This window comes from Fructilactobacillus sp. Tb1 (assembly GCF_050500285.1).
GTDB lineage: Bacteria > Bacillota > Bacilli > Lactobacillales > Lactobacillaceae > Fructilactobacillus.
The window spans coordinates 1,087,922-1,108,800 of the sequence record NZ_CP191377.1 but is presented as its reverse complement, the minus strand read 5'-3'; the positions used below and the strand labels follow the sequence as shown (position 1 = coordinate 1,108,800).

The following is a 20,879-nucleotide window of genomic DNA, read 5'->3' as shown; positions in this document are numbered from 1 at the left end:
GTCATTGGAACAAGTCTAACTGCGTTGTAGCTAAGTTATTTGCTTTTAAATGCAGAATTTGTTTCATCATCATCGCATTTTCAGCAGCATCTTTACCAGTATTATTATTAAAAATCACTACTACTTCTTTAGCTGATTGAGCTAGAGTTGTAATTTTTTGTGCAATTTCTTCTAATTCGGCTTTCTGATAACGGTAGCGATATCTTTCCCGGGTTCCCTTCGCCCAATCAACCTCATTATGTCCATGAAGACGGACATACACTAACTGCTGATTAGTTATCACTGGATGAAATGGCAAACCATTGGATAAATTATGTGGTTCATCAACAATCACTTCCGTTATTTTTAGCTCGGTAAGAAACGCATCCGTTTTTTTACTAAGTTTTTCACTTAGCCAGGAAGCATTCCGAAACTCAAATGATATCGGCGCGTTTCCCATCCACTTTCTAATCTGGCGTAAATATTGGACATTTACTTGATTACAGGGAAATGATGGTGGAAATTGAAATAAAAATGATGCCAATTGATGGCTATCAAGCATCGGTTGAAAAACGGTTCTAAATTTAACAAATAGTTGCTGTAATTCTCCCTCTGATAAGTCCTCTGGTTGCTTTCCCATTGGTGTTTTCGTCATTGCAGAATTAGCCTTAACAATAAACTGAAAATCATGGGGAACTTCTGCTAGCCATTTTTTAACCCATTCAATCTTAGGAATGGCATAGAATGGACTATCTACTTCCACAATCGAAAAATAATCACTATATTCTGGAAGCGTAATTTTTGCTTTTTGGTTATCTGCTAAAAATGGATGGTCTGTCCAAGTAGTTAAGCCCACTTTAATCATAATTAAACTCTTAAATCTGTAAAAAATTTCACAGCATCCATTTTTTGCATAATAAACGGAACAGGTAAATTTAATTCTTCTTGATTAATCACTAGAACCCTAGCACCAGTTTGACGATAATCAAGTAATCCCGCAAAAGGATAAACGCGCATCGAAGTTCCCACAATCACAATTAAATCTGCTGATTGGACAGCTTGAATACTATGCATAACCGTTTCTTCGTTGATTCCTTCACCATATAACACAATGTTAGGCCGTAAAATGCCACCACAATTTTGGTGGTACATTGATTTAGCATAGGTTTGGTAATCAACGTGTTTGCCACATTTTTGACAGTAAATATCATAAAGATTGCCATGGAATTCAGATAAATGATGGGCATCGGCTTGTTGATATAACCCATCAACATTTTGAGTCACAATCGCAGCTCGATTTAATCTCGTTAACTCAGCTTGTTTGTCATGAATTACGTTGGGTTTAGCATCTGGATAATACATATTATTCATTACGTAATGATAAAAAACGTCTGGTTCGTTGACTAAACAATCATGACTTAAATAATATTCGGCTGGCTTATCCGTATCATCAGTAGTGTATAAACCACCTTTGGAGCGATAATCTGGAATACCAGACGGCGTAGAAACTCCTGCTCCAGTTAAAAATACAATTTGATTTGCCTCATCAAACATTTTTTGTAATTCATTCATTTCCATGAGTAGCCTCGTTTATCTAATCAAGTAAGGAATTTTCAATTCATCAAATAAATCTTTCACTGTCTTAGCATAGGCAGTTTGAATAAACGCTTCCGCTTGTTTGTCGTCGGTTGGTCCAGCTAAAATAAATGAGTTTTGATCATCAGCTGAAGCAAAACCAATGTACGCACGCGTTAAAGTGGCTTTGTTTTTAAGTTGGGAATGGTAAAGTTTAAAGACTTGGCTAACTTTTAACCCAAGTTGACGTTCTGAAAACACAGATGTCACCATGGCAAAATCAGTTAAATGAAGTTCTGGCAAATTCCAGCCTTTTAGCTGAGCATCAAAAGCCTTGAATAATTTAACGACATTGCGACGGAATGAAAATGGACTATCGGTTGGTTTTTCGGTAATAATTTTATAGAGTCGTTTAGCTGCTTCAGTTGCAATCGGAAAGTTTTGCACAAAAACGGCGTCATTATCAGCAAATTTATCGCCAAAGAAAACCATTGCATCCAAAACAGTTACAACTCGGAGAATCATTTCTGGATCAACTTTTCCTTGTTCAGGTGTAATAGTTTGTCGAACTCCTTTAATGTATTCTTGCTCTACTTGAGGAGTTACCAATCCATGTTTTCGTTGTTCAGAGTAAACGACAAAATGAGCAATTACATCAAATAATTCCGTTCCGATAAACCGAAGTTGTTCGTCTAATGCATCATCGTCAGTAGTTAAAGGAAAGTAGACTTGCGGAAAACCACGTAAAGTCATTAATAAATGCAACAATTCATGAGTTGCAATAAAATCTGGTTCTGTTTGGTCATTAATTTGGACAAACAAATTTTTACCATCTTGCATAATTTGCGCTTGGTCATGTTTTACATAACCTGATTTTAAGTTACCAATAAATTGGACTTGAACATCTCCGTCAAAGAAACGGGATACAGCGTTCAATAAACTTTGGGCTTTAGGACCTAATTTTAATTCTTCTGCCAATTTAGTTTGCTCCTTTAATTTCATCTAAAATTCTAGTAGCATTTTCTAGATTTTGAGCAGCATCCGGTAACTCTGCTAATCTAGTTACTACTCGTTTAATTTCATCTTTTTTAGCACCAGCTGTCATTGCTAATGATTTAAGTTGTAACCGCATGTGACCACGTTGAATTCCATCTGTGACCAATGCTTTCAAAGCCGCTAAGTTTTGGGCCAAACCAACTCCAGCTAGTACTTCCATCATTTCAATGGCACCAGTGATTCCAAGAATTTGATAGTTAATCTTACTCATGGGTAGTAAATGGGTTGCTCCCCCAATTGTACCAGTTGGAATTGGAAGCTTAATCATTCCCTCGAGACCATTATCAGTCACACGCCATTTCGTAAGCCCTTTATAAGAACCCTTGCGAGCAGCATAGGAATGAGTAGCGGCTTCAACTGCCCGCCAATCATTTCCGGTAGCAACTACCACAGCATCAATTCCATTCATGATACCTTTATTATGCGTTGCAGCCCGTTTAGGATAAATATTAGCTACATGAGATGCTTCTTCAATTTTACGGGCCACGGCTTCACCAGTGAGATCAGCACGTTGCAACGCATCAAACGGAACCATTCCTTTAGCAATTACAATATTATAATCACCATAGTTAGAAAGAATACTCATCAATACTTCTTGCCCTAGATTAATTTCAATGTTTTTTGCTGCGGCTTCTAACATTGAATTCATAGTGTTAGCACCCATGGCATCTCCAACATCAACAAATAATTCAAAAGAAACGTGTTCTTCGTCAATCATATTGTATTTGATGTCACGAATCCCACCATATTGCGTAATACTTGGATGCGCTTTTAAGGCAATTTCAATTAATTTATCTTTATTTTTTTCAAACCAATCTTGAACTCCAAGAACATTATCAGTTTTTAAAATAATTTCACCAGTTAAAACTCGACTTTCAGCTGTGGCAGTAATTCCTCCACCATCTCGTAACATTTTTGCACCGTTACTTGCAGCAGCAATTACTGAGGGTTCCTCAGTAACCATCGGAATTAGGTAATCTTTACCATTAACTTGAAAATTAGTTGCAATTCCTTCTGGAAGGCCATAATCAGTCAAATAATTTTCAATTAGTTCACTTCCAACTGATTGAAAAGCATTATTAATGGTAGTTAATTCAGCTTCAGTTAAGTTAGCATATTCAGCTACTAAATTAAGACGTTCTTGATATGGTTTGCGAAAAAAGCCACTAAGGTTTGTCATTTGCTTAACTCCATTTCTTAACTAATGTTGTTGTTCTACGTATTCGTTAACGACTCCTTCACGAACTCCTCCATCAGAGAAAATTACGCGTTTGGAATCAATAAAGTCCATTACAGAAGTTAGATTAATTAATCCACCCACAATTACATCAGCCCGATCACTTTCAAGACCGTTAATTTGTTGCCGCTGTTTTAAATTGTCATTGAGAAAGATTCTCATCGTGTGATTAATTTGTTTTCTCGTTAGTTGGTAATCTTGAATTCGATCAACATGTTTAAAATGTTGATGGCGGCGATTAATGCGTGCTAAAGTTCTGGCAGCTCCTCCAATTAAAACAATTGGATAATGTACGGGATGATTTAGCCAGCCAATTTTACTATACATCTCAATAATGAATTGTTGCGCTGCAAATAAATTAGCAGCTGTAATTTCATCACTTAAATTAAATCGTTCCGTCATTTTAACAGCACCAGTTGGAATACTAACGTAGTTGATTGCTTTTTTATTCCGCACATGCACGATTTCAACGCTAGCACCACCGATATCCATCAGAACATAATCTTTAATGCTAACACGCTCAACAACACCCTCATAGTCATAATAAGCTTCTGTATTTCCTGTCAACACATGGACATCTAAGCCTAATTCTTCTTTAATACTATTGAGGAAATCTTGTTGATTTTGTGCTTGCCGTACTGCAGCTGTTGCAATTGCACGAACTGTTACATTCTCTAAACGACTATATTCTAATTTAAAATGTTTCAAAGCAGCAATTGTTCGCTTCATTGCTGAAAATTGCAAAATGTTTTTTGAACCCATACCTTCTGATAAACGGGCATCATTCTTCATTCGTTTTACTTCATGGTAGGTTCCATCCGCATTAATTTGATACACGGCCATTCGTACCGAGTTCGAACCGATATCAATGATGACAAAATTTTCCATCCGAATCTCCTCTACTAGCGGGCTAGACTAGTTAAAGTAATTAATTCCCATTGCGTCCCGTGCTTCTTGTAAAGTTTGTTCTGCAACTTTGTTAGCCTTTTTACTACCTTCTTCTAAAATCTTGTAAACCTTAGCAGGATCTTGTTCAAATTTTTCGCGACGTTCACGAATTGGAGTCAAAATATTTTGTAATACTTCGTTTAAGTATAATTTAATTTTAACATCTCCAAGACCACCACGAGTGTATTGATCTTTGAGTTCTTGGACTTTAGCTTTGTCATCCGCAAAGATATCTAAGTAAGTGAAGACCACGTTTCCTTCAACTTTACCAGGATCTTCAACGTGAATATGGTTTGGATCAGTGTACATTGACATAACTTTTTTCTTTACTGTTTCAGCATCATCTGATAAATAAATACAGTTGTTTAATGATTTACTCATTTTAGCGTTACCATCTAAACCAGGAATCCGACCTTCACCCTTTGGTGGGAAGTATCCTTTTGGTTCAACTAATACATCTGTATGGTATGCACTGTTAAAGCTACGGACGATTTCACGGGTTTGTTCCAACATTGGTTCTTGATCATCACCAACGGGCACAACAGTGGCTTTAAAAGCGGTAATATCAGCTGCTTGTGAGACTGGGTAAGTTAGGAATCCGGCTGGAACACTTTCTTTGAAACTCTTTTGTTGGATTTCGTGTTTAACAGTTGGATTTCTTTCCAAACGTGCAACAGAAACTAAATTCATGTAAATCATGGTTAATTCGTTTAAAGCGGGAATTTGTGATTGCACAAAAATTGTTGATTTAGTTGGATCAATTCCGACAGCCAAGTAATCTAAAGCAACTTGGAAAAGACTGTTACGGATTTTTTCAGGATCACGTGCATTGTCAGTCAAAGCTTGCATATCAGCAATCATGATGAATGGTTCGTAATCTCCAGTATTTTGTAATTTAACTCGGTTTTGTAATGAACCGACGAAGTGTCCAATATGTAATTTACCTGTAGGACGATCTCCAGTTAAGATAATTGGTTTTTTAGTCATAATAATATTCCTTTCTATCAAAAAAGCGCCCATTGATAAAAATCAATAGGACGCCGAAACGTGGTACCACCTAATTTGCATTCGTTAAAATGCCACTAATAACTATAAGGTTGTTAACCATTAACCCATTTCGTCTTGTCTGGTCATTTTCAGCAAATCTGACCTCTCTGTTAAGGTGACTCAACTACTAAACTTTAGTTTAATTTTAGGGGTTTTGGTTGTAAATGTCAAAGTTCAAACAAATTGACAGCACGGCTTTTTCCAACTAAACTTATGACCGACTTATAAACGAGGAGTAGTTATTTTGGACAAGCAAGATGAAAAAAAAGAACAACAACGAGTAACGTTTATTTCTGATTTATTGAACCAAAAAATCAGTAAAACTAAACAAGATGTGGCAGATGCAGAAGCTGAAGCCCAACAAGTTCAAAAGAACTACGGTATCAATACTTCCGTTAACTATTTAGAAGCTGATGACCGAATTGAAACTAAGGCTGATTTACAACAACAAAGAACTTTAGTTAACAAAGTTGTTGAGGATGAAAATATCGTTAAACGTCAACTACGCACTTTCAAAGAATTGAAACATTCACCTTACTTTGGCCGAATTGATATTAAAGATGAAGGTTATCCCGATATTGATCAATTGTACATTGGGACGGCTTCTTTGTTAGACGATACTACTGGTGAATTTTTAATTCATGATTGGCGCGCTCCTATTTCTAGTATTTATTACAACGGAACGTTAGGTAAAGTTAGCTATGATACGCCAAATGGTGTCCAGAACACTGATTTATTGAAAAAACGGCAATTTCAAATTAAAGATGGTCAGATTATCAATATGTTCGATACCAATGAAACAGTTGGTGATGAACTATTACAAAAAGAATTGAATGCTAAAAGTTCTGATCAATTGCGCAATATTGTTGCTACCATTCAACGAGAACAAAATGATATCATTCGTGACACTAAGAGTGATTTATTAGTAGTTCAAGGGGTCGCTGGATCTGGAAAAACTTCGGCTTTATTACAACGAATTGCCTTTTTGCTTTATCACAGCCGGGATGACTTAAATGCCAGTCAAATTATCTTATTCTCACCTAACCTCTTATTCTCAAACTATATCAAAGACGTTTTACCTAGTTTAGGTGAGCGAAATATGCGTCAAGTTACGTTAGCAGAATTCTTCTCACAACGTTTTGAAGGGATTAAAGTTCAGACTTTATTCAGTCGTTTTGAAGATCATACGGCTAATACACAAATTCATGATTTAAAAGGTAGTAAGCAATTTATTAATCAAATTGATGATTATTTGAATCATCTTTCAGGTGATCAAATTGTCTTTACTGATATTTATTTTCAAGGAAATGTCTTTTTTGCAAAAGAAGATATTCAAAAAATTTATAGTAGTCTAAATCCAAACTTACAGTTAGCTGATAAATTACTAAAAACTAAAAACACTTTAATTAAAACTTTAAAGCATCGCATTCAAGCAGATATCCATGATGATTGGGTGTTAGACCGTATGGATTCGTTATCTGATGAAGAATATCATAATTATTTAATTGATAAGAAACCATCTGACTTTGAAAATTTTGATGCAGAGCATGATTACATTGCTTATCAAATTGCCCAAGAACATTTGCGAATTGTCTATGATGCCATTTATAACAACAGTTTTTGGGATCCCTTTACGCAATACACTGATTTTTTAGCGAACGTTAAGTTGCCTGATGATATTAAATCACTTGATTGGAATGCTGACATTGCTCAGTTCAAACACCAATTTGAGTTTCATCAAGTTCGCTTAGATGATGCCGCCCCAATGTTATATCTTCGTGATAAATTCACGGGTGAAAATAAAAATAATAACATTAAATACCTATTTATTGATGAAGTTCAAGATTACTCCATTGCAGAAATTATGTATTTGAAATTAATTTTCAAGAACGCTAAGTTTAATTTAATTGGTGATAGTGAGCAAGCTATTTTTAAAGATGTCGAAGCGGCTACACAGCTCCTAAAAAAATTAAATGACGCTATTCCCGTGAAACATGCTCGTTTGATTCATTTAAACCGTTCATATCGTTCAACCTATCCTATCACTACTTTTGCTAGTTCGTTGTTACCTGATGGTGAACACATTGAAGCTTTTAATCGGGATGGGGAAAAACCAATGATGTACGTTGAACCAGATGAAAATGCTAGCATCAACCGACTTAAACAAATTATTACAGATAAACTAAAACTCAAAGATTCAGTCGCAATTATCACTAAAAATCGGCAAGAAGCTGAATTATTATATCGCAAATTACGTAAAGATTTTGATCCCCTATTAGTTTCAGATTCAGCCCGTACAATTGATAAAAAAGTTATTATTTTACCAGTGTATCTAGCTAAAGGAATGGAATTTGATGATATTATTGGTTGGGATATTTCCGCAGAAAATTATCCTAATGAACATAGTTTAGGAATTTTATATACAATTATGACGAGAGCTATGCATTCACTCACATTAATTAGTAATCAAACCATTAGCCCTTTAATCCCAGAAAAAGCCATCAAAAAGCATTTAATTGAAATAAAAAAAGTTGAGAAATAATTCTCAACTTTTTATTTTTGATCTTTTTTCAATAAAGTAACAATTTCTTCAAGATATTTATCGGTACTACTTACTTTAGCTTTTTTCTCTGCAATCACATGATATTTAGTCAAAATTTTAACAATTAAAAATACCACAAATGCAATGATTAAAAAGTTAATTACTGAATTGATAAATGACCCATATCTAAATGTAGCTGACCCTACTTTAACTACTAAATTAGAAAGATCCACTTTTCCTAAGAAAATCCCAATCAAAGGATTAATTAGATTTTTTACTAAAGAAGTGACAATTGAAGTAAATGCAGCTCCAATGATAACACCAACGGCCATATCTACTACGTTTCCCTTAGAAATGAACTCTTTAAAATCTTTTAACATACTACTATTCCTCCAATTAATTATTAACTATCATGAATATTATAGCAGTATTGATTGTGATTTTATACACATTCGTTTTTTACGATTAAGCCGCTTCGGGGATTTGAACCCTGAATCTTTTCCTTACCATGGAAGTGCTCTACCTATTGAGCTAAAGCGGCAAATTAATTTTATCATATCTATTCTAGATTATGAACAACAAAAAAGACCTTAGCTAAATGCTAAAGTCTTTTTTTGCTTGCGTGGCAACGTCCTATCCTCGCAGGGGGCGATCCCCCAACTACTTTTGGCGTGCTGAAGCTTAGCTTCTGTGTTCGGCATGGGAACAGGTGTATCCTTCAGGCTATCGCCACCACACTATTTTTTTGAAAGAACTTCGTTCTCTCAAAACTAGACAATATTATTTTCTTCCGATATTTTCCATTGTATCTATAATATAAATACTTGGTTAAGTCCTCGACCGATTAGTATTAGTCCGCTTCACGTATCACTACGCTTCCACTTCTAACCTATCTACCTGATCATCTTTCAGGGGTCTTACTTCCATAAAGGAATGGGAAATCTCATCTTGAGGCGAGTTTCACACTTAGATGCTTTCAGCGTTTATCTCATCCATACATAGCTACTCAGCAATGCGCCTGGCGGCGCAACTGATACACCAGCGGTATGTCCATCCCGGTCCTCTCGTACTAGGGACAGCTCCTCTCAAATTTCCTGCGCCCGCGACGGATAGGGACCGAACTGTCTCACGACGTTCTGAACCCAGCTCGCGTACCGCTTTAATGGGCGAACAGCCCAACCCTTGGGACCAACTACAGCCCCAGGATGCGATGAGCCGACATCGAGGTGCCAAACCTCCCCGTCGATGTGAACTCTTGGGGGAGATAAGCCTGTTATCCCCAGGGTAGCTTTTATCCGTTGAGCGATGGCCCTTCCATACGGTACCACCGGATCACTAAGTCCGACTTTCGTCCCTGCTCGACCTGTATGTCTCGCAGTCAAGCTTGCTTTTGCCTTTACACTTTAGGAATGATTTCCAACCATTCTAAGCAAACCTTTGAGCGCCTCCGTTACTATTTAGGAGGCGACCGCCCCAGTCAAACTGCCAACCAGACACTGTCTCCGCGCACGATCAGTGCGCAGGGTTAGAGTGTTCACATAACAAGGGTAGTATCCCACTAACGCCTCCACCGAGACTAGCGTCCCGGCTTCTATGGCTCCTACCTATCCTGTACAAGTTATGTAAACACCCAATATCAAGCTACAGTAAAGCTCCATGGGGTCTTTCCGTCCTGTCGCGGGTAACCTGCTTCTTCACAGGTATCTTAATTTCACCGAGTCTATCGTTGAGACAGTACTCAAATCGTTACGCCTTTCGTGCGGGTCGGAACTTACCCGACAAGGAATTTCGCTACCTTAGGACCGTTATAGTTACGGCCGCCGTTTACTGGGGCTTCATTTCGGTGCTTCGCCGAAGCTAACACTTCCACTTAACCTTCCAGCACCGGGCAGGCGTCAGCCCATATACTTCATCTTACGATTTTGCATAAACCTGTGTTTTTGATAAACAGTCGTTTGAGTCTTTTCACTGCGGCTGACCTTGCGGTCAGCACCCCTTCTTCCGAAGTTACGGGGTCATTTTGCCGAGTTCCTTAACAATAGTTCTCTCGCTCACCTGAGGATACTCTCCTCGACTACCTGTGTCGGTTTGCGGTACGGGTAATTAATTACTAACTAGAAGCTTTTCTCGGCAGTGTGACGTCAGATACTTCTCTACTTAAATTTCGATCCTCATCATTGCTTGTCAACCCGCTTGAAAGCATTTGACTCTCAAACTGACTTACAATTTAAACGCACATATCCAACAGTGCGCATATCTTAGCCTACTGCGTCCCTCCGTTGTTCAAACATAATTAACTAGTACAGGAATCTCAACCTGTTATCCATCGCCTACGCTTCTCAGCCTCGGCTTAGGTCCCGACTAACCCTGGGTGGACGAGCCTTCCCCAGGAAACCTTAGTCATACGGTGGATCAGATTCTCACTGATCTTTCGCTACTCATACCGGCATTCTCACTTCTAAGCGCTCCAGCAGTCCTTACGGTCTACCTTCATTGCCCTTAGAACGCTCTCCTATCACGCAACATAGTTGCGTCCGCAGTCTCGGTAATATGCTTAGCCCCGGTAAATTTTCGGCGCAGAATCACTCGACTAGTGAGCTATTACGCACTCTTTAAATGGTGGCTGCTTCTGAGCCAACATCCTAGTTGTCTATGCAACTCCACTTCCTTTTCCACTTAGCATATATTTAGGGACCTTAACTGGCGGTCTGGGCTGTTCCCCTTTCGACTATGGATCTTATCACTCATAGTCTGACTCCCGGACATAAATCAATGGTATTCGGAGTTTATCTGAACTTAGTAATCCTAGATGGACCCCTTGCTCAAACAGTGGCTCTACCTCCATGATTCTTATTCCGAGGCTAGCCCTAAAGCTATTTCGGAGAGAACCAGCTATCTCCAAGTTCGTTTGGAATTTCACCGCTACCCACACCTCATCCCAGCACTTTTCAACGTACACGGGTTCGGACCTCCGGTGCGTATTACCGCACTTTCATCCTGGACATGGGTAGATCACCTGGTTTCGGGTCTACGGCAACATACTAAGACGCCCTATTAAGACTCGCTTTCGCTACGGCTCCGCTTTTTCGGCTTAACCTTGCATGCAACTGTAACTCGCCGGTTCATTCTACAAAAGGCACGCCATCATCCATTAACGGACTCTGACTGCTTGTAGGCACATGGTTGCAGGAACTATTTCACTCCCCTTCCGGGGTGCTTTTCACCTTTCCCTCACGGTACTGGTTCACTATCGGTCACTAGGTAGTATTTAGCCTTGGGAGATGGTCCTCCCAGATTCCGACGACGTTTCACGTGTGTCGCCGTACTCAGGATCCTGAACTGAGGGTATTTGATTTCGCTTACGAGGCTATCACTCTCTTTGGCTTAGCTTCCCAGCTAATTCAACTATCAAATACTTTTGTAACTCAAATGTTCAGTCCTACAACCCCGAACCACAAGGGTTCGGTTTGGGCTATTCCCCGTTCGCTCGCCGCTACTTAGGGAATCGAAATTTCTTTATATTCCTGAGGGTACTTAGATGTTTCAGTTCCCCTCGTCTGCCTTTGCATAGCTATGTATTCACTATGCAATGACCAGCCATTACACTGGTCGAGTTTCCTCATTCGGAAATCTCCGGATCAAAGCTTACGTACAGCTCCCCGAAGCTTATCGCAGTTAGTTGCGTCCTTCATCGGCTCCTAGTACCAAGGCATTCACCATGCGCCCTTATTAACTTAACCTATAATCCTACGGATTATAAATTATATTGAGTTTTAGCGATTAAAACTAATTAAAAAACTCAAAAATAACACAATGGTTATTTCTCGGTTCAATTATATAAAAATATAATTATTACAGAAAATAATATTATCTAGTTTTCAAAGAACAAAATCAATGACACTAACGTGCCAATGGAGAATAGCGGGATCGAACCGCTGACCCCCTGCTTGCAAAGCAGGTGCTCTCCCAGCTGAGCTAATTCCCCATAATATTCAAAACCGACTTTTCGGTATGGGCCTAAGTGGACTCGAACCACCGACCTCACGCTTATCAGGCGTGCGCTCTAAACCAGCTGAGCTATAGGCCCAAAAAGCGAATACTATGAATATTTAATTAAGAGAGTAGAAACTCTCAAAACTGAATAAGATTTTGATTAATGTAAGGTTCCGAATTATTCCTTAGAAAGGAGGTGATCCAGCCGCAGGTTCTCCTACGGCTACCTTGTTACGACTTCACCCTAATCATCTGTCCCACCTTAGGCGGCGGACTCCTAAAAGGTTATCCAACCGACTTTGGGTGTTACAAACTCTCATGGTGTGACGGGCGGTGTGTACAAGACCCGGGAACGTATTCACCGTGGCATGCTGATCCACGATTACTAGCGATTCCAACTTCATGCAGTCGAGTTGCAGACTGCAATCCGAACTGAGAACGACTTTAAGAGATTAGCTTGACCTCGCGGTTTCGCAACTCGTTGTATCGCCCATTGTAGCACGTGTGTAGCCCAGGACATAAGGGGCATGATGATTTGACGTCGTCCCCACCTTCCTCCGGTTTATCACCGGCAGTCTCTCTAGAGTGCCCAACTTAATGCTGGCAACTAAAGACAAGGGTTGCGCTCGTTGCGGGACTTAACCCAACATCTCACGACACGAGCTGACGACAACCATGCACCACCTGTCATTCTGTCCCCGAAGGGAACGTCTAATCTCTTAGATTGGCAGAAGATGTCAAGTCCTGGTAAGGTTCTTCGCGTAGCATCGAATTAAACCACATGCTCCACCGCTTGTGCGGGTCCCCGTCAATTCCTTTGAGTTTCAACCTTGCGGTCGTACTCCCCAGGCGGAATGCTTAATGCGTTAGCTCCGGCACTGAGAGGCGGAAACCTCCCAACACCTAGCATTCATCGTTTACGGCATGGACTACCAGGGTATCTAATCCTGTTTGCTACCCATGCTTTCGAGCCTCAGCGTCAGTTACAGACCAGATAGCCGCCTTCGCCACTGGTGTTCCTTCATATATCTACGCATTTCACCGCTACACATGAAGTTCCGCTATCCTTTTCTGCACTCAAGTTTATCAGTTTCCGATGCACTTCTCCGGTTAAGCCGAAGGCTTTCACATCAGACTTAATAAACCGCCTGCGCTCCCTTTACGCCCAATAAATCCGGACAACGTTTGCCACCTACGTATTACCGCGGCTGCTGGCACGTAGTTAGCCGTGACTTTCTGGTTAGATACCGTCACACCGTGAGCAGTTACTCTCACGGCCGTTCTTCTCTAACAACAGAGTTTTACGAGCCGAAACCCTTCTTCACTCACGCGGCGTTGCTCCATCAGACTTTCGTCCATTGTGGAAGATTCCCTACTGCTGCCTCCCGTAGGAGTATGGGCCGTGTCTCAGTCCCATTGTGGCAGATTACCCTCTCAGGTCTGCTACGTATCATCGCCTTGGTGAGCTATTATCTCACCAACTAGCTAATACGCCGCGGGTCCATCCAGAAGCACTAGCACAAAGGCCAGCTTTCAAACAAGAACCATGCGGTTCTTGTTGTTATACGGTATTAGCATCTGTTTCCAGGTGTTATCCCCTTCTTCTGGGCAGGTTACCCACGTGTTACTCACCAGTTCGCCACTCAGTCGGATCTAAAATCAAATCGATGCAAGCATCTCATTTCAATTAGGCGACTTCGTTCGACTTGCATGTATTAGGCACGCCGCCAACGTTCGTCCTGAGCCAGGATCAAACTCTCATTTTAGAATGAGAACTTTACTAGCTCTTATTTATTACTTTTCGCAAATTGACATTGCAATTGTTTAATTTCTAAACTAAGTTTAAAAATTATCCTTACACTTTATTGTAATCAAAATCTTGTTCAGTTTTCAAAGATCTACTCAAGTTCTGCCGTAACAGAACAAGAACTATGTTACTCGTTAAAACTAAATCTGTCAACAATAAATCAAAAATAATTTAAAATTTATTTATTGGCAAATCACTTTTGTCCTTAACGAACGATTACTATAATATAATGAATAAAGAACAATGTCAACAATAAAGGTCAAAAAAGTCAAAAATATTTTTTAAGGAGCTTATCTGTTGTTAAAACATCATAAAAGTCTACTAATTGGGGTCTGTCTTTTATTAGTTCTCCCACTAGCGGCCTGTACAAACAAAAACAAAACTAAACCAAATAAAATTAACGTAGTAACCTCCGTAAACTTCTATAGTGATGTAGCTAAAAAAGTTGGTGGTAACCACGTTAAAGTTCAATCTATCATCAATTCAAATGTCGATCCACATGACTTCGAGCCTACTATTAATGATTCTAAAAAAGTTAATGAAGCCAATGTTGTAATTGATAATGGAGTTGGCTATGATGATTGGATGAATAATATTCTTGCAAGTGCCAATACCAAACACATCAAAAATATTACCGTAGCAACGCTTCTTCATGCCTCAGACGGAAGTAATGAACATCTTTGGTACAATCCAGCTACAATGCCTAAGCTTGCAGACAAGTTAGCACAAGTGTATTCAAAGCAAGATCCTAAACACGAGCGTCAATATGAAGCCAATGCAAAACAATATCAAAAAGACTGGCAACCTATCCAGAAACTGTTGAATACAATCAAACAAAACTCGCATGATGCATCCGTCGCCGTTAGCGAACCCGTTTTTAACTATTCCCTTCAAGCTATGGGATACAAAGTTATCGATCCTGATTTCGCTAACTCAGTTGATAAAGGAGTTGATCCTTCCGTTCAAGACATATCACAACTTCAAAATCAAATTAAGCATCATCAAATCACGTTCTTCGTTAACAACACGCAATCATATGATCCAGTCGTTACTAATATGGTAAAACTAGCTAAACAAAATCATATTCCAATCGTGAACGTCACTGAAACGCAACCAAAAGGTAAAACATATCTTCAATGGATGACTGATGAATACCAACAAGTCTTAAAAATCCAACAAAAACAATAGCATACAAAAATGGACTCCACTAATTAGTGAAGTCCATTTATTTTGTTTCAAATTATTTAATGTTCATTTCGGCAGCAACTTTTTGTGAAAGTTGAGCCATTGCTTGAGCTTTTGATTGTGCTTGGAATTCAGCAGCATATTTCTTACTCAATTTTTCTTTTTGAGCAGCAGACATGTTTGGATTCTTTTGCATATCAGTCATCATCTTGCCTTGAACATATTCAGCACCTTTAGCCTTGGCAGCTGCCATTGCTTCTGGATTTGATTGCATAGCTTTTGCTTCAGCCTTCATCTTAGCACCAAATTCTTTAGCTTGAGCAGGTGTCATAACTAGCACACCACTCTTAACGTTAAAGGTTTTAGTCCGTTTGATAAGTTCATGCTTTTGCGCAAAGCTAAACATTGCCTTATAGAAGTTGTTCTTGTAAACCCAATAAGTACTCTTAGTTACAAGTTCATTTTTTGCGGCATTTTCTTTAATTACATTTTTAGTATCCATTGCTGGCTTAGCAACAGTTGGTTTCTTTTGATCAGCCTTTTTGTTATAAATTACGGCACGTTCAGTACCATCAGTTCCAACTGGTTGATTCATAATCATCATTTGTTGTACGGGAGCAATTTTTTCAGTTGTAACAACTGTTTGTTTTTCCATACCCATGTGGTTTCTAAAGTTACCAAGCATGGCCAAAACTGACAAAATGGCTAAAATAGCAAAGAAGATACCAGTAACATTTGATACTTTTTGATTTTCAATTAAATTCCAGCATAAGAAGAATGCTAAAACAGAAATTCCTAAAATTACAAAAATCATTATTTATCGTCCCCCTTACCTACTTCAACTGCAGTAACGCGGCCCTTTTTCAACATAAATCCAGCAAAGAAGGCTACTAAACTGATACCAAAGGCAATACCAAAGGCAGCAGCATAACCCTTTAAGGTTGCATTAATTGCTAAACTTCCGTAATGGATTGGGTTGAGTTTCATAATGTGTTTTGCAGGCATGTTATCAGTAGTTACATTAGCAAGAATTGATACCATGATAGCAGTGGCAATTGAACCACAGATTTGACGAACCGTATTATTAACAGCAGTACCATGACTCATCATCTTAACTGATAATGCGTTCATACCTGAAGTAGTAACAGGCATCATAGCCATAGCAACCCCGAACATACGAATTACGTAAAGCATTGTAATGTAGTGAACTGGTGTGTTCTTAGTTAAGAACATGAATGGGAAAGTACCCAATGAAAGTAAGAATAAACCACCGATAGCTAATTTCTTAGCACCATATTTATCAAAGATCTTACCAGTAAAGGGACTCATGATACCCATCATAATAGCACCAGGCAATAGAGTTAAACCAGAATGGAAGGCAGTCATACCACGTACGATTTGTAGGTAAAGTGGAATGATCATTTCTACCCCAATCATAGCCATGAAGACAACAGATGCAATCATAGTTGCAATACTGAATTCAGCAGACTTGAATACTGAAAGGTTCAAGAATGGGTCTTTCATAGTTAATTGACGCCATACGAATAACGCGATGAAGATTGCACCGATTACTAATGAAACGATAACAGTCTTGCTACCCCATCCGTCAGAACCAACTGATGAGAATCCGTATAAGGCACTACCAAAACCAATTGTAGATAGAACTAATGAAAAGACATCTAATTTTGATTTAGTAGTTTTAAGAACTGGTTTAATGTAGAAAACACCAAGAACTAACACAATAGCGGCGATTGGAATTAGCATTCCAAATAAGTCACGCCATGAATAGTTATCAATGATCCAACCTGAAAGTGTAGGTCCAATCGCAGGAGCAAGTCCAATAACGATACCGGCCATACCCATGGCGGCACCACGATTTTCAGCAGGGAAGATTGAAAGCATAATAGTTTGAAGTAACGGCATAATAACCCCTACCCCAACAGCTTGAATCAATCGACCAGCAAAAAGTACTTCAAATGATGGTGCTATAAAGGCCATCACTGTACCAATTTCAAAAATAAGCATTGCGCCTAAATAAAGCCATTTGGTATTGAATCGAGTACTTAGCCATGCACTAACAGGAATTAAGATACCATTTACCATCATGAATCCAGTGGTTAACCATTGGACAGTAGAAGTATTAATATCGAATGTATCCATTAATGTAGGGAAAGCAGTTGCCAAAATAGTTTGATTTAAAACGGCCACGAATGCACCGACTAAAAGCAAAAGGACAAACATCGTACGATTGTATGGTTTGCCGTTTGCATCAACAGCTTGATTATTGTTCATGTATAAATCCCCCATATATATTTCTAAACATAACTATTACTATACGAGCATTTTAACAATTGTCAAGTAATCTGACAATTATTTATTTGCTATAAAAAAAGCCTGCACTATTAAAAGTACAAACTTAATTCAATTAATTATCTGTTTTCGTCTAGCTTAGTCTTGCTTACGATGTTTAAGTTTTCGTCAATATCGTAAACAATTGGATCACCAGTAGCAATTTCAACATCCATGATGTCTTCATCAGAAATGCCTTCAATGTACTTAGTTAAGGCACGTAATGAGTTACCATGAGCAGCAACAATCACGTTCTTGTGATCTAATAATTTAGGAGCAATTTCGTCTTGCCAGAATGGAATTACACGTTCCAAAGTAGTCTTAAGGTTTTCACCTGCTGGAATTGCACGTGGATCTAAATCAGCATAACGACGATCTTTAGTTGCAGATCCTTCATCATCGGCACTCAATAGTGGAGGTAGAACATCGTATGAACGACGCCAGATGTGAACTTGATCTGGACCATACTTTTCAGCAGCACGTTCTTTGTTGTGACCTTGTAAAGCACCATAATGACGTTCGTTTAAACGCCATGATTTCATTTCTGGAATCCATAATTGGTTACTTTCATCTAAAGCGTAGTGCAAAGTTTTAATGGCACGTTTTAAAACTGAAGTGTAAGCTTGGTCGAATTCAAGACCTGCATCGGCAATTAACTTACCAGCATGTTTAGCTTGCTTAACTCCTTCTTCACTTAGGTCAACATCAACCCAACCAGTAAATTTGTTTTCTAAGTTCCATTCACTTTGTCCGTGACGGATTAAACATAATTTAGCCATTGTTTATACCTCTTTCGAATTAAAGTCTATATTAGTATTACGTTTACATCATAACATCATTTTACATATTTTTTTAATAATTTTCTCACAAAACCTGAATTTTTCTCATGATCTTTATTTACTTCGTTAACTTTTTGAACTCCAAAAACATCTAAGAAAAATGTAAAAATTGGAACAGAAACGATCAGACCCCACGTCCCTAAGAAATGTTCTCCAATTAATAACACAACAAACGTGTAAAAAATTGGAAGCTCAGTTCTTGCTGACATGAATTTAGGATTCAAAATATAAGCTTCAATAGCGTGGACAACTAAAATGATAATCACGATATAGATTACATAATTAATTCCTCCAACTGCATATCCTGCAATTGATAACGGAATCATTGATACAATCACTCCGGCAACTGGTACTAAGCTCAAGAAGAAAATCATAATTGAAAATAGGACTAACTCCGGCATCCCCATAAAGGCTAAACAAATCGTTGTGATTGTTGTGTTACAAATAGCAATGAAGAATTGTGCCTCTAATACTACCCCAAAGGTTTGCACGAAAATGTCACCAAAAAATTTTAAATCTTGGAAGAACCACCCAAAAGTACTATCTAGAAATTTGGCTGAGAACCGTTTTGTTTGATCAAGTTCTAGGGTAAAGAAGAAACTTAATAGCATTGACATGAATAACGCCAAGCTTAATGTTCCTAAACTAGACAAGAAACTCCATAAATATCCAACAGCATCCTGAATTTGATTAGGCACATTCACGCTGTGCATTACTTTAATTACGACTTCGCGTACTTGTGGATCAGCAATCCTACGAGGATGTTGATAGAAAGTTACCAGTTGCTCAGTATATTTGGCTGTTTGATCAGCAATGGTTGGCAAAAAATTAATGAATACAAATGTAATTGCACCAATAATTAACAAATACAAGCAGATTACAATAATTGGAACTGGGATTTTGACACGTTTCCGAATCGCATCCACCAGCTTAACAACTAGTAATGTAAAAATAAACGTCAACAGTGCCGTAGTCATCACGTTGCGGCAAAGATAAACGATGGCAATAATTAGCATTAAAACTGCTGCTCTTCTCAATCGAACGTTATTAATAAAATTATTCCAGTGTGCTTGCATTATTTTCTCCTAATTAAACCTATTTTGATATTCACTTGGGTTTGTATAAGCATTAAGTGAATCATCATTTTTAGTAGTTACAGTACTATTATTACTAGTTGCTGGAGTACTAGCATTGTTATCAGTTGAACTGGCATCACTCTTTGATTTAGATTGTTCATTTCCTTCAGAGTTATTTGCAGTTTTAGATTCATTACCGTTTTCATCATCTGAATTCAACATTGCTAAATTGGATTTTCGTAAATCTTGAGCCTTAGCTAAAATATCACTATAATATTTTTCATTTATTTTATTATCATCTAAAATCTGATTCAATGTTGCATTTGAAGCAGTATAATTTTTTGCATTATGTTGGGCAACTGCCACACTATAAATTTGATTATAATTATTGATTGAATTATTGATTTCATTAACTAATTTGATTTTTTCATTAGATCGGTTAACTAAAACATCTGAAGCATTGGTTATTTTAGTTACTTTTTCAAAATTATTCTTGGCAGTGTCAAAATCATTGGAATTTAATCCATTTTCCCCATCAATATAATTACTAACTTGATTACTCAATTGACTAGCATCATTTGATGATGGATTAGTATCTAATGCATTTTTAAAATGTTTTTGCGCTTTATCATATTGCTTTTTATTTAAGGCATTATGGCCTTTTTCAATGTTAGTATGATATTTTTTTGCTTTACTTTCATGATTAATAAAAACTACACTACCTATTAAGATAAAAACTACTAGGATAATCATCCCTGACATCCATTTTTTCATTAAAAACTTCCCCCGTACATTTAAAACATAACAATTATCTTCGATTATACCATATCCCCGGTTTTATCAATTATGGTAATAACCATAATAAAAAGGTTCTAACCAATGGCTAGAACCTTTTCTTCATATCATTATAGAAACATTGCAAGTGTAAAAACTAAACCTAATCCGATAATAACTGATAATGCCATTGAACGAGTCCAAAAAGCAATTGCGATAACTACCACACTAGAAATTAATTCAGGTAAGTGTCCTTGTAATGTAAAATCGTAAGTTTTTGTAATAAATAAATCTTTAATTACCAATGAAGTGAACAAACAAATGGGAACAAATTCCATCCATTCGTTAAACCATTTAGGGATTTTTCGAGTTCTAAAGATGTAGAGCGGGATAAATCTTGGTAACAATGCTACAAAAAAACAAAGTATAACTAACAGAAAGTGTTGCATTCCGTTCATTTCCATAATTTAAT

General features: G+C 38.0%; 15 protein-coding genes, 3 tRNA genes and 3 rRNA genes. 2 read left to right on the top strand and 19 right to left on the bottom strand.

Translation table 11 applies throughout. The features are described 5' to 3' along the window. Nucleotide 1: 1 nt before the first annotated feature. The 6 genes from ACQW5G_RS05725 to trpS are packed head-to-tail and all read right to left on the bottom strand — an operon-like array spanning nt 2 to nt 5,782. Nucleotides 2–844: a DUF72 domain-containing protein gene (locus ACQW5G_RS05725; protein ID WP_429970494.1), complete on the bottom strand. Its 843-nt coding sequence runs from the start codon at nt 842–844 to the stop codon at nt 2–4. A 2-nt stretch (nt 845–846) separates the two neighbouring features. Beyond that, nucleotides 847–1,557: an NAD-dependent protein deacylase gene (locus ACQW5G_RS05720; protein WP_429970493.1), complete on the bottom strand. Its 711-nt coding sequence runs from the start codon at nt 1,555–1,557 to the stop codon at nt 847–849. Nucleotides 1,558–1,569: 12 nt separating this feature from the next. Further along, nucleotides 1,570–2,532, bottom strand: coding sequence for an IpaB/EvcA family protein (locus tag ACQW5G_RS05715; RefSeq protein WP_429970492.1), 963 nt, complete (start codon nt 2,530–2,532; stop codon nt 1,570–1,572). A gap of 1 nt (nt 2,533) precedes the next feature. Then, nucleotides 2,534–3,790 (bottom strand): hydroxymethylglutaryl-CoA reductase, degradative, encoded by a 1,257-nt coding sequence (locus ACQW5G_RS05710; RefSeq protein ID WP_429970491.1) that lies wholly within the window; start codon nt 3,788–3,790, stop codon nt 2,534–2,536. Between the two features lie 21 nt (nt 3,791–3,811). Further along, the gene (locus ACQW5G_RS05705; protein ID WP_429970490.1) at nt 3,812–4,735 is read right to left on the bottom strand and encodes an exopolyphosphatase; all 924 of its coding nucleotides are present in this window, start codon (nt 4,733–4,735) and stop codon (nt 3,812–3,814) included. Nucleotides 4,736–4,762: 27 nt separating this feature from the next. Continuing rightward, nucleotides 4,763–5,782: a tryptophan--tRNA ligase gene (gene trpS / locus ACQW5G_RS05700; RefSeq protein WP_429970489.1), complete on the bottom strand. Its 1,020-nt coding sequence runs from the start codon at nt 5,780–5,782 to the stop codon at nt 4,763–4,765. Nucleotides 5,783–6,086: 304 nt separating this feature from the next. Between trpS and helD the strand changes: the two genes are divergently transcribed. Continuing rightward, nucleotides 6,087–8,384 carry an RNA polymerase recycling motor HelD gene (gene helD / locus ACQW5G_RS05695; RefSeq protein WP_429970488.1) on the top strand — a complete coding sequence of 766 codons (2,298 nt, stop codon included), beginning with the start codon at nt 6,087–6,089 and terminating at the stop codon, nt 8,382–8,384. 11 nt (nt 8,385–8,395) lie between these two features. Here helD and mscL read toward each other — a convergent pair whose 3' ends face one another. From mscL to ACQW5G_RS05660, 7 genes are all read right to left on the bottom strand, one after another. Beyond that, on the bottom strand, nt 8,396–8,764 hold the full coding sequence (mscL, locus tag ACQW5G_RS05690) for a large-conductance mechanosensitive channel protein MscL (RefSeq protein ID WP_429970487.1): 369 nt from the start codon (nt 8,762–8,764) through the stop codon (nt 8,396–8,398). Between the two features lie 88 nt (nt 8,765–8,852). Beyond that, nucleotides 8,853–8,925: transfer RNA gene (locus tag ACQW5G_RS05685), tRNA-Thr, on the bottom strand. A gap of 79 nt (nt 8,926–9,004) precedes the next feature. Next, nucleotides 9,005–9,121, bottom strand: a 5S ribosomal RNA gene (gene rrf, locus ACQW5G_RS05680). 87 nt (nt 9,122–9,208) lie between these two features. Continuing rightward, nucleotides 9,209–12,124 (bottom strand): 23S ribosomal RNA (locus tag ACQW5G_RS05675). 172 nt (nt 12,125–12,296) lie between these two features. Continuing rightward, a tRNA-Ala gene (locus ACQW5G_RS05670) sits at nt 12,297–12,369 on the bottom strand. Nucleotides 12,370–12,396: 27 nt separating this feature from the next. Further along, nucleotides 12,397–12,471: transfer RNA gene (locus ACQW5G_RS05665), tRNA-Ile, on the bottom strand. A gap of 95 nt (nt 12,472–12,566) precedes the next feature. Continuing rightward, nucleotides 12,567–14,143, bottom strand: a 16S ribosomal RNA gene (locus tag ACQW5G_RS05660). Together the 16S, 23S and 5S rRNA genes with 3 tRNA genes alongside form the textbook arrangement of a ribosomal RNA operon. Nucleotides 14,144–14,481: 338 nt before the next feature. Here ACQW5G_RS05660 and ACQW5G_RS05655 point away from each other — a divergent pair. Further along, on the top strand, nt 14,482–15,372 hold the full coding sequence (locus tag ACQW5G_RS05655) for a metal ABC transporter solute-binding protein, Zn/Mn family (protein WP_429970486.1): 891 nt from the start codon (nt 14,482–14,484) through the stop codon (nt 15,370–15,372). Between the two features lie 52 nt (nt 15,373–15,424). Here ACQW5G_RS05655 and ACQW5G_RS05650 read toward each other — a convergent pair whose 3' ends face one another. The 6 genes from ACQW5G_RS05650 to ACQW5G_RS05625 all read right to left on the bottom strand — a co-directional run bounded on the left by ACQW5G_RS05650 (nt 15,425) and on the right by ACQW5G_RS05625 (nt 20,871). Next, entirely contained in the window at nt 15,425–16,183 is a 759-nt protein-coding gene (locus ACQW5G_RS05650; protein ID WP_429970485.1) for a DUF4811 domain-containing protein, read from the bottom strand. Beyond that, nucleotides 16,183–17,661: an MDR family MFS transporter gene (locus ACQW5G_RS05645; protein ID WP_429970484.1), complete on the bottom strand. Its 1,479-nt coding sequence runs from the start codon at nt 17,659–17,661 to the stop codon at nt 16,183–16,185. Before ACQW5G_RS05645 ends, ACQW5G_RS05650 begins: the two co-directional genes overlap by 1 nt. Nucleotides 17,662–17,798: 137 nt before the next feature. Then, entirely contained in the window at nt 17,799–18,497 is a 699-nt protein-coding gene (locus tag ACQW5G_RS05640) for a 2,3-diphosphoglycerate-dependent phosphoglycerate mutase (protein ID WP_429970483.1), read from the bottom strand. A 56-nt stretch (nt 18,498–18,553) separates the two neighbouring features. Then, nucleotides 18,554–19,633, bottom strand: coding sequence for an AI-2E family transporter (locus ACQW5G_RS05635; protein ID WP_429970482.1), 1,080 nt, complete (start codon nt 19,631–19,633; stop codon nt 18,554–18,556). A 9-nt stretch (nt 19,634–19,642) separates the two neighbouring features. After that, nucleotides 19,643–20,407, bottom strand: a complete 765-nt coding sequence (locus tag ACQW5G_RS05630; RefSeq protein ID WP_429970481.1) for a hypothetical protein — start codon at nt 20,405–20,407, stop codon at nt 19,643–19,645. Between the two features lie 131 nt (nt 20,408–20,538). Beyond that, nucleotides 20,539–20,871: an AzlD domain-containing protein gene (locus tag ACQW5G_RS05625; protein WP_429970480.1), complete on the bottom strand. Its 333-nt coding sequence runs from the start codon at nt 20,869–20,871 to the stop codon at nt 20,539–20,541. Nucleotides 20,872–20,879: the final 8 nt, after the last annotated feature.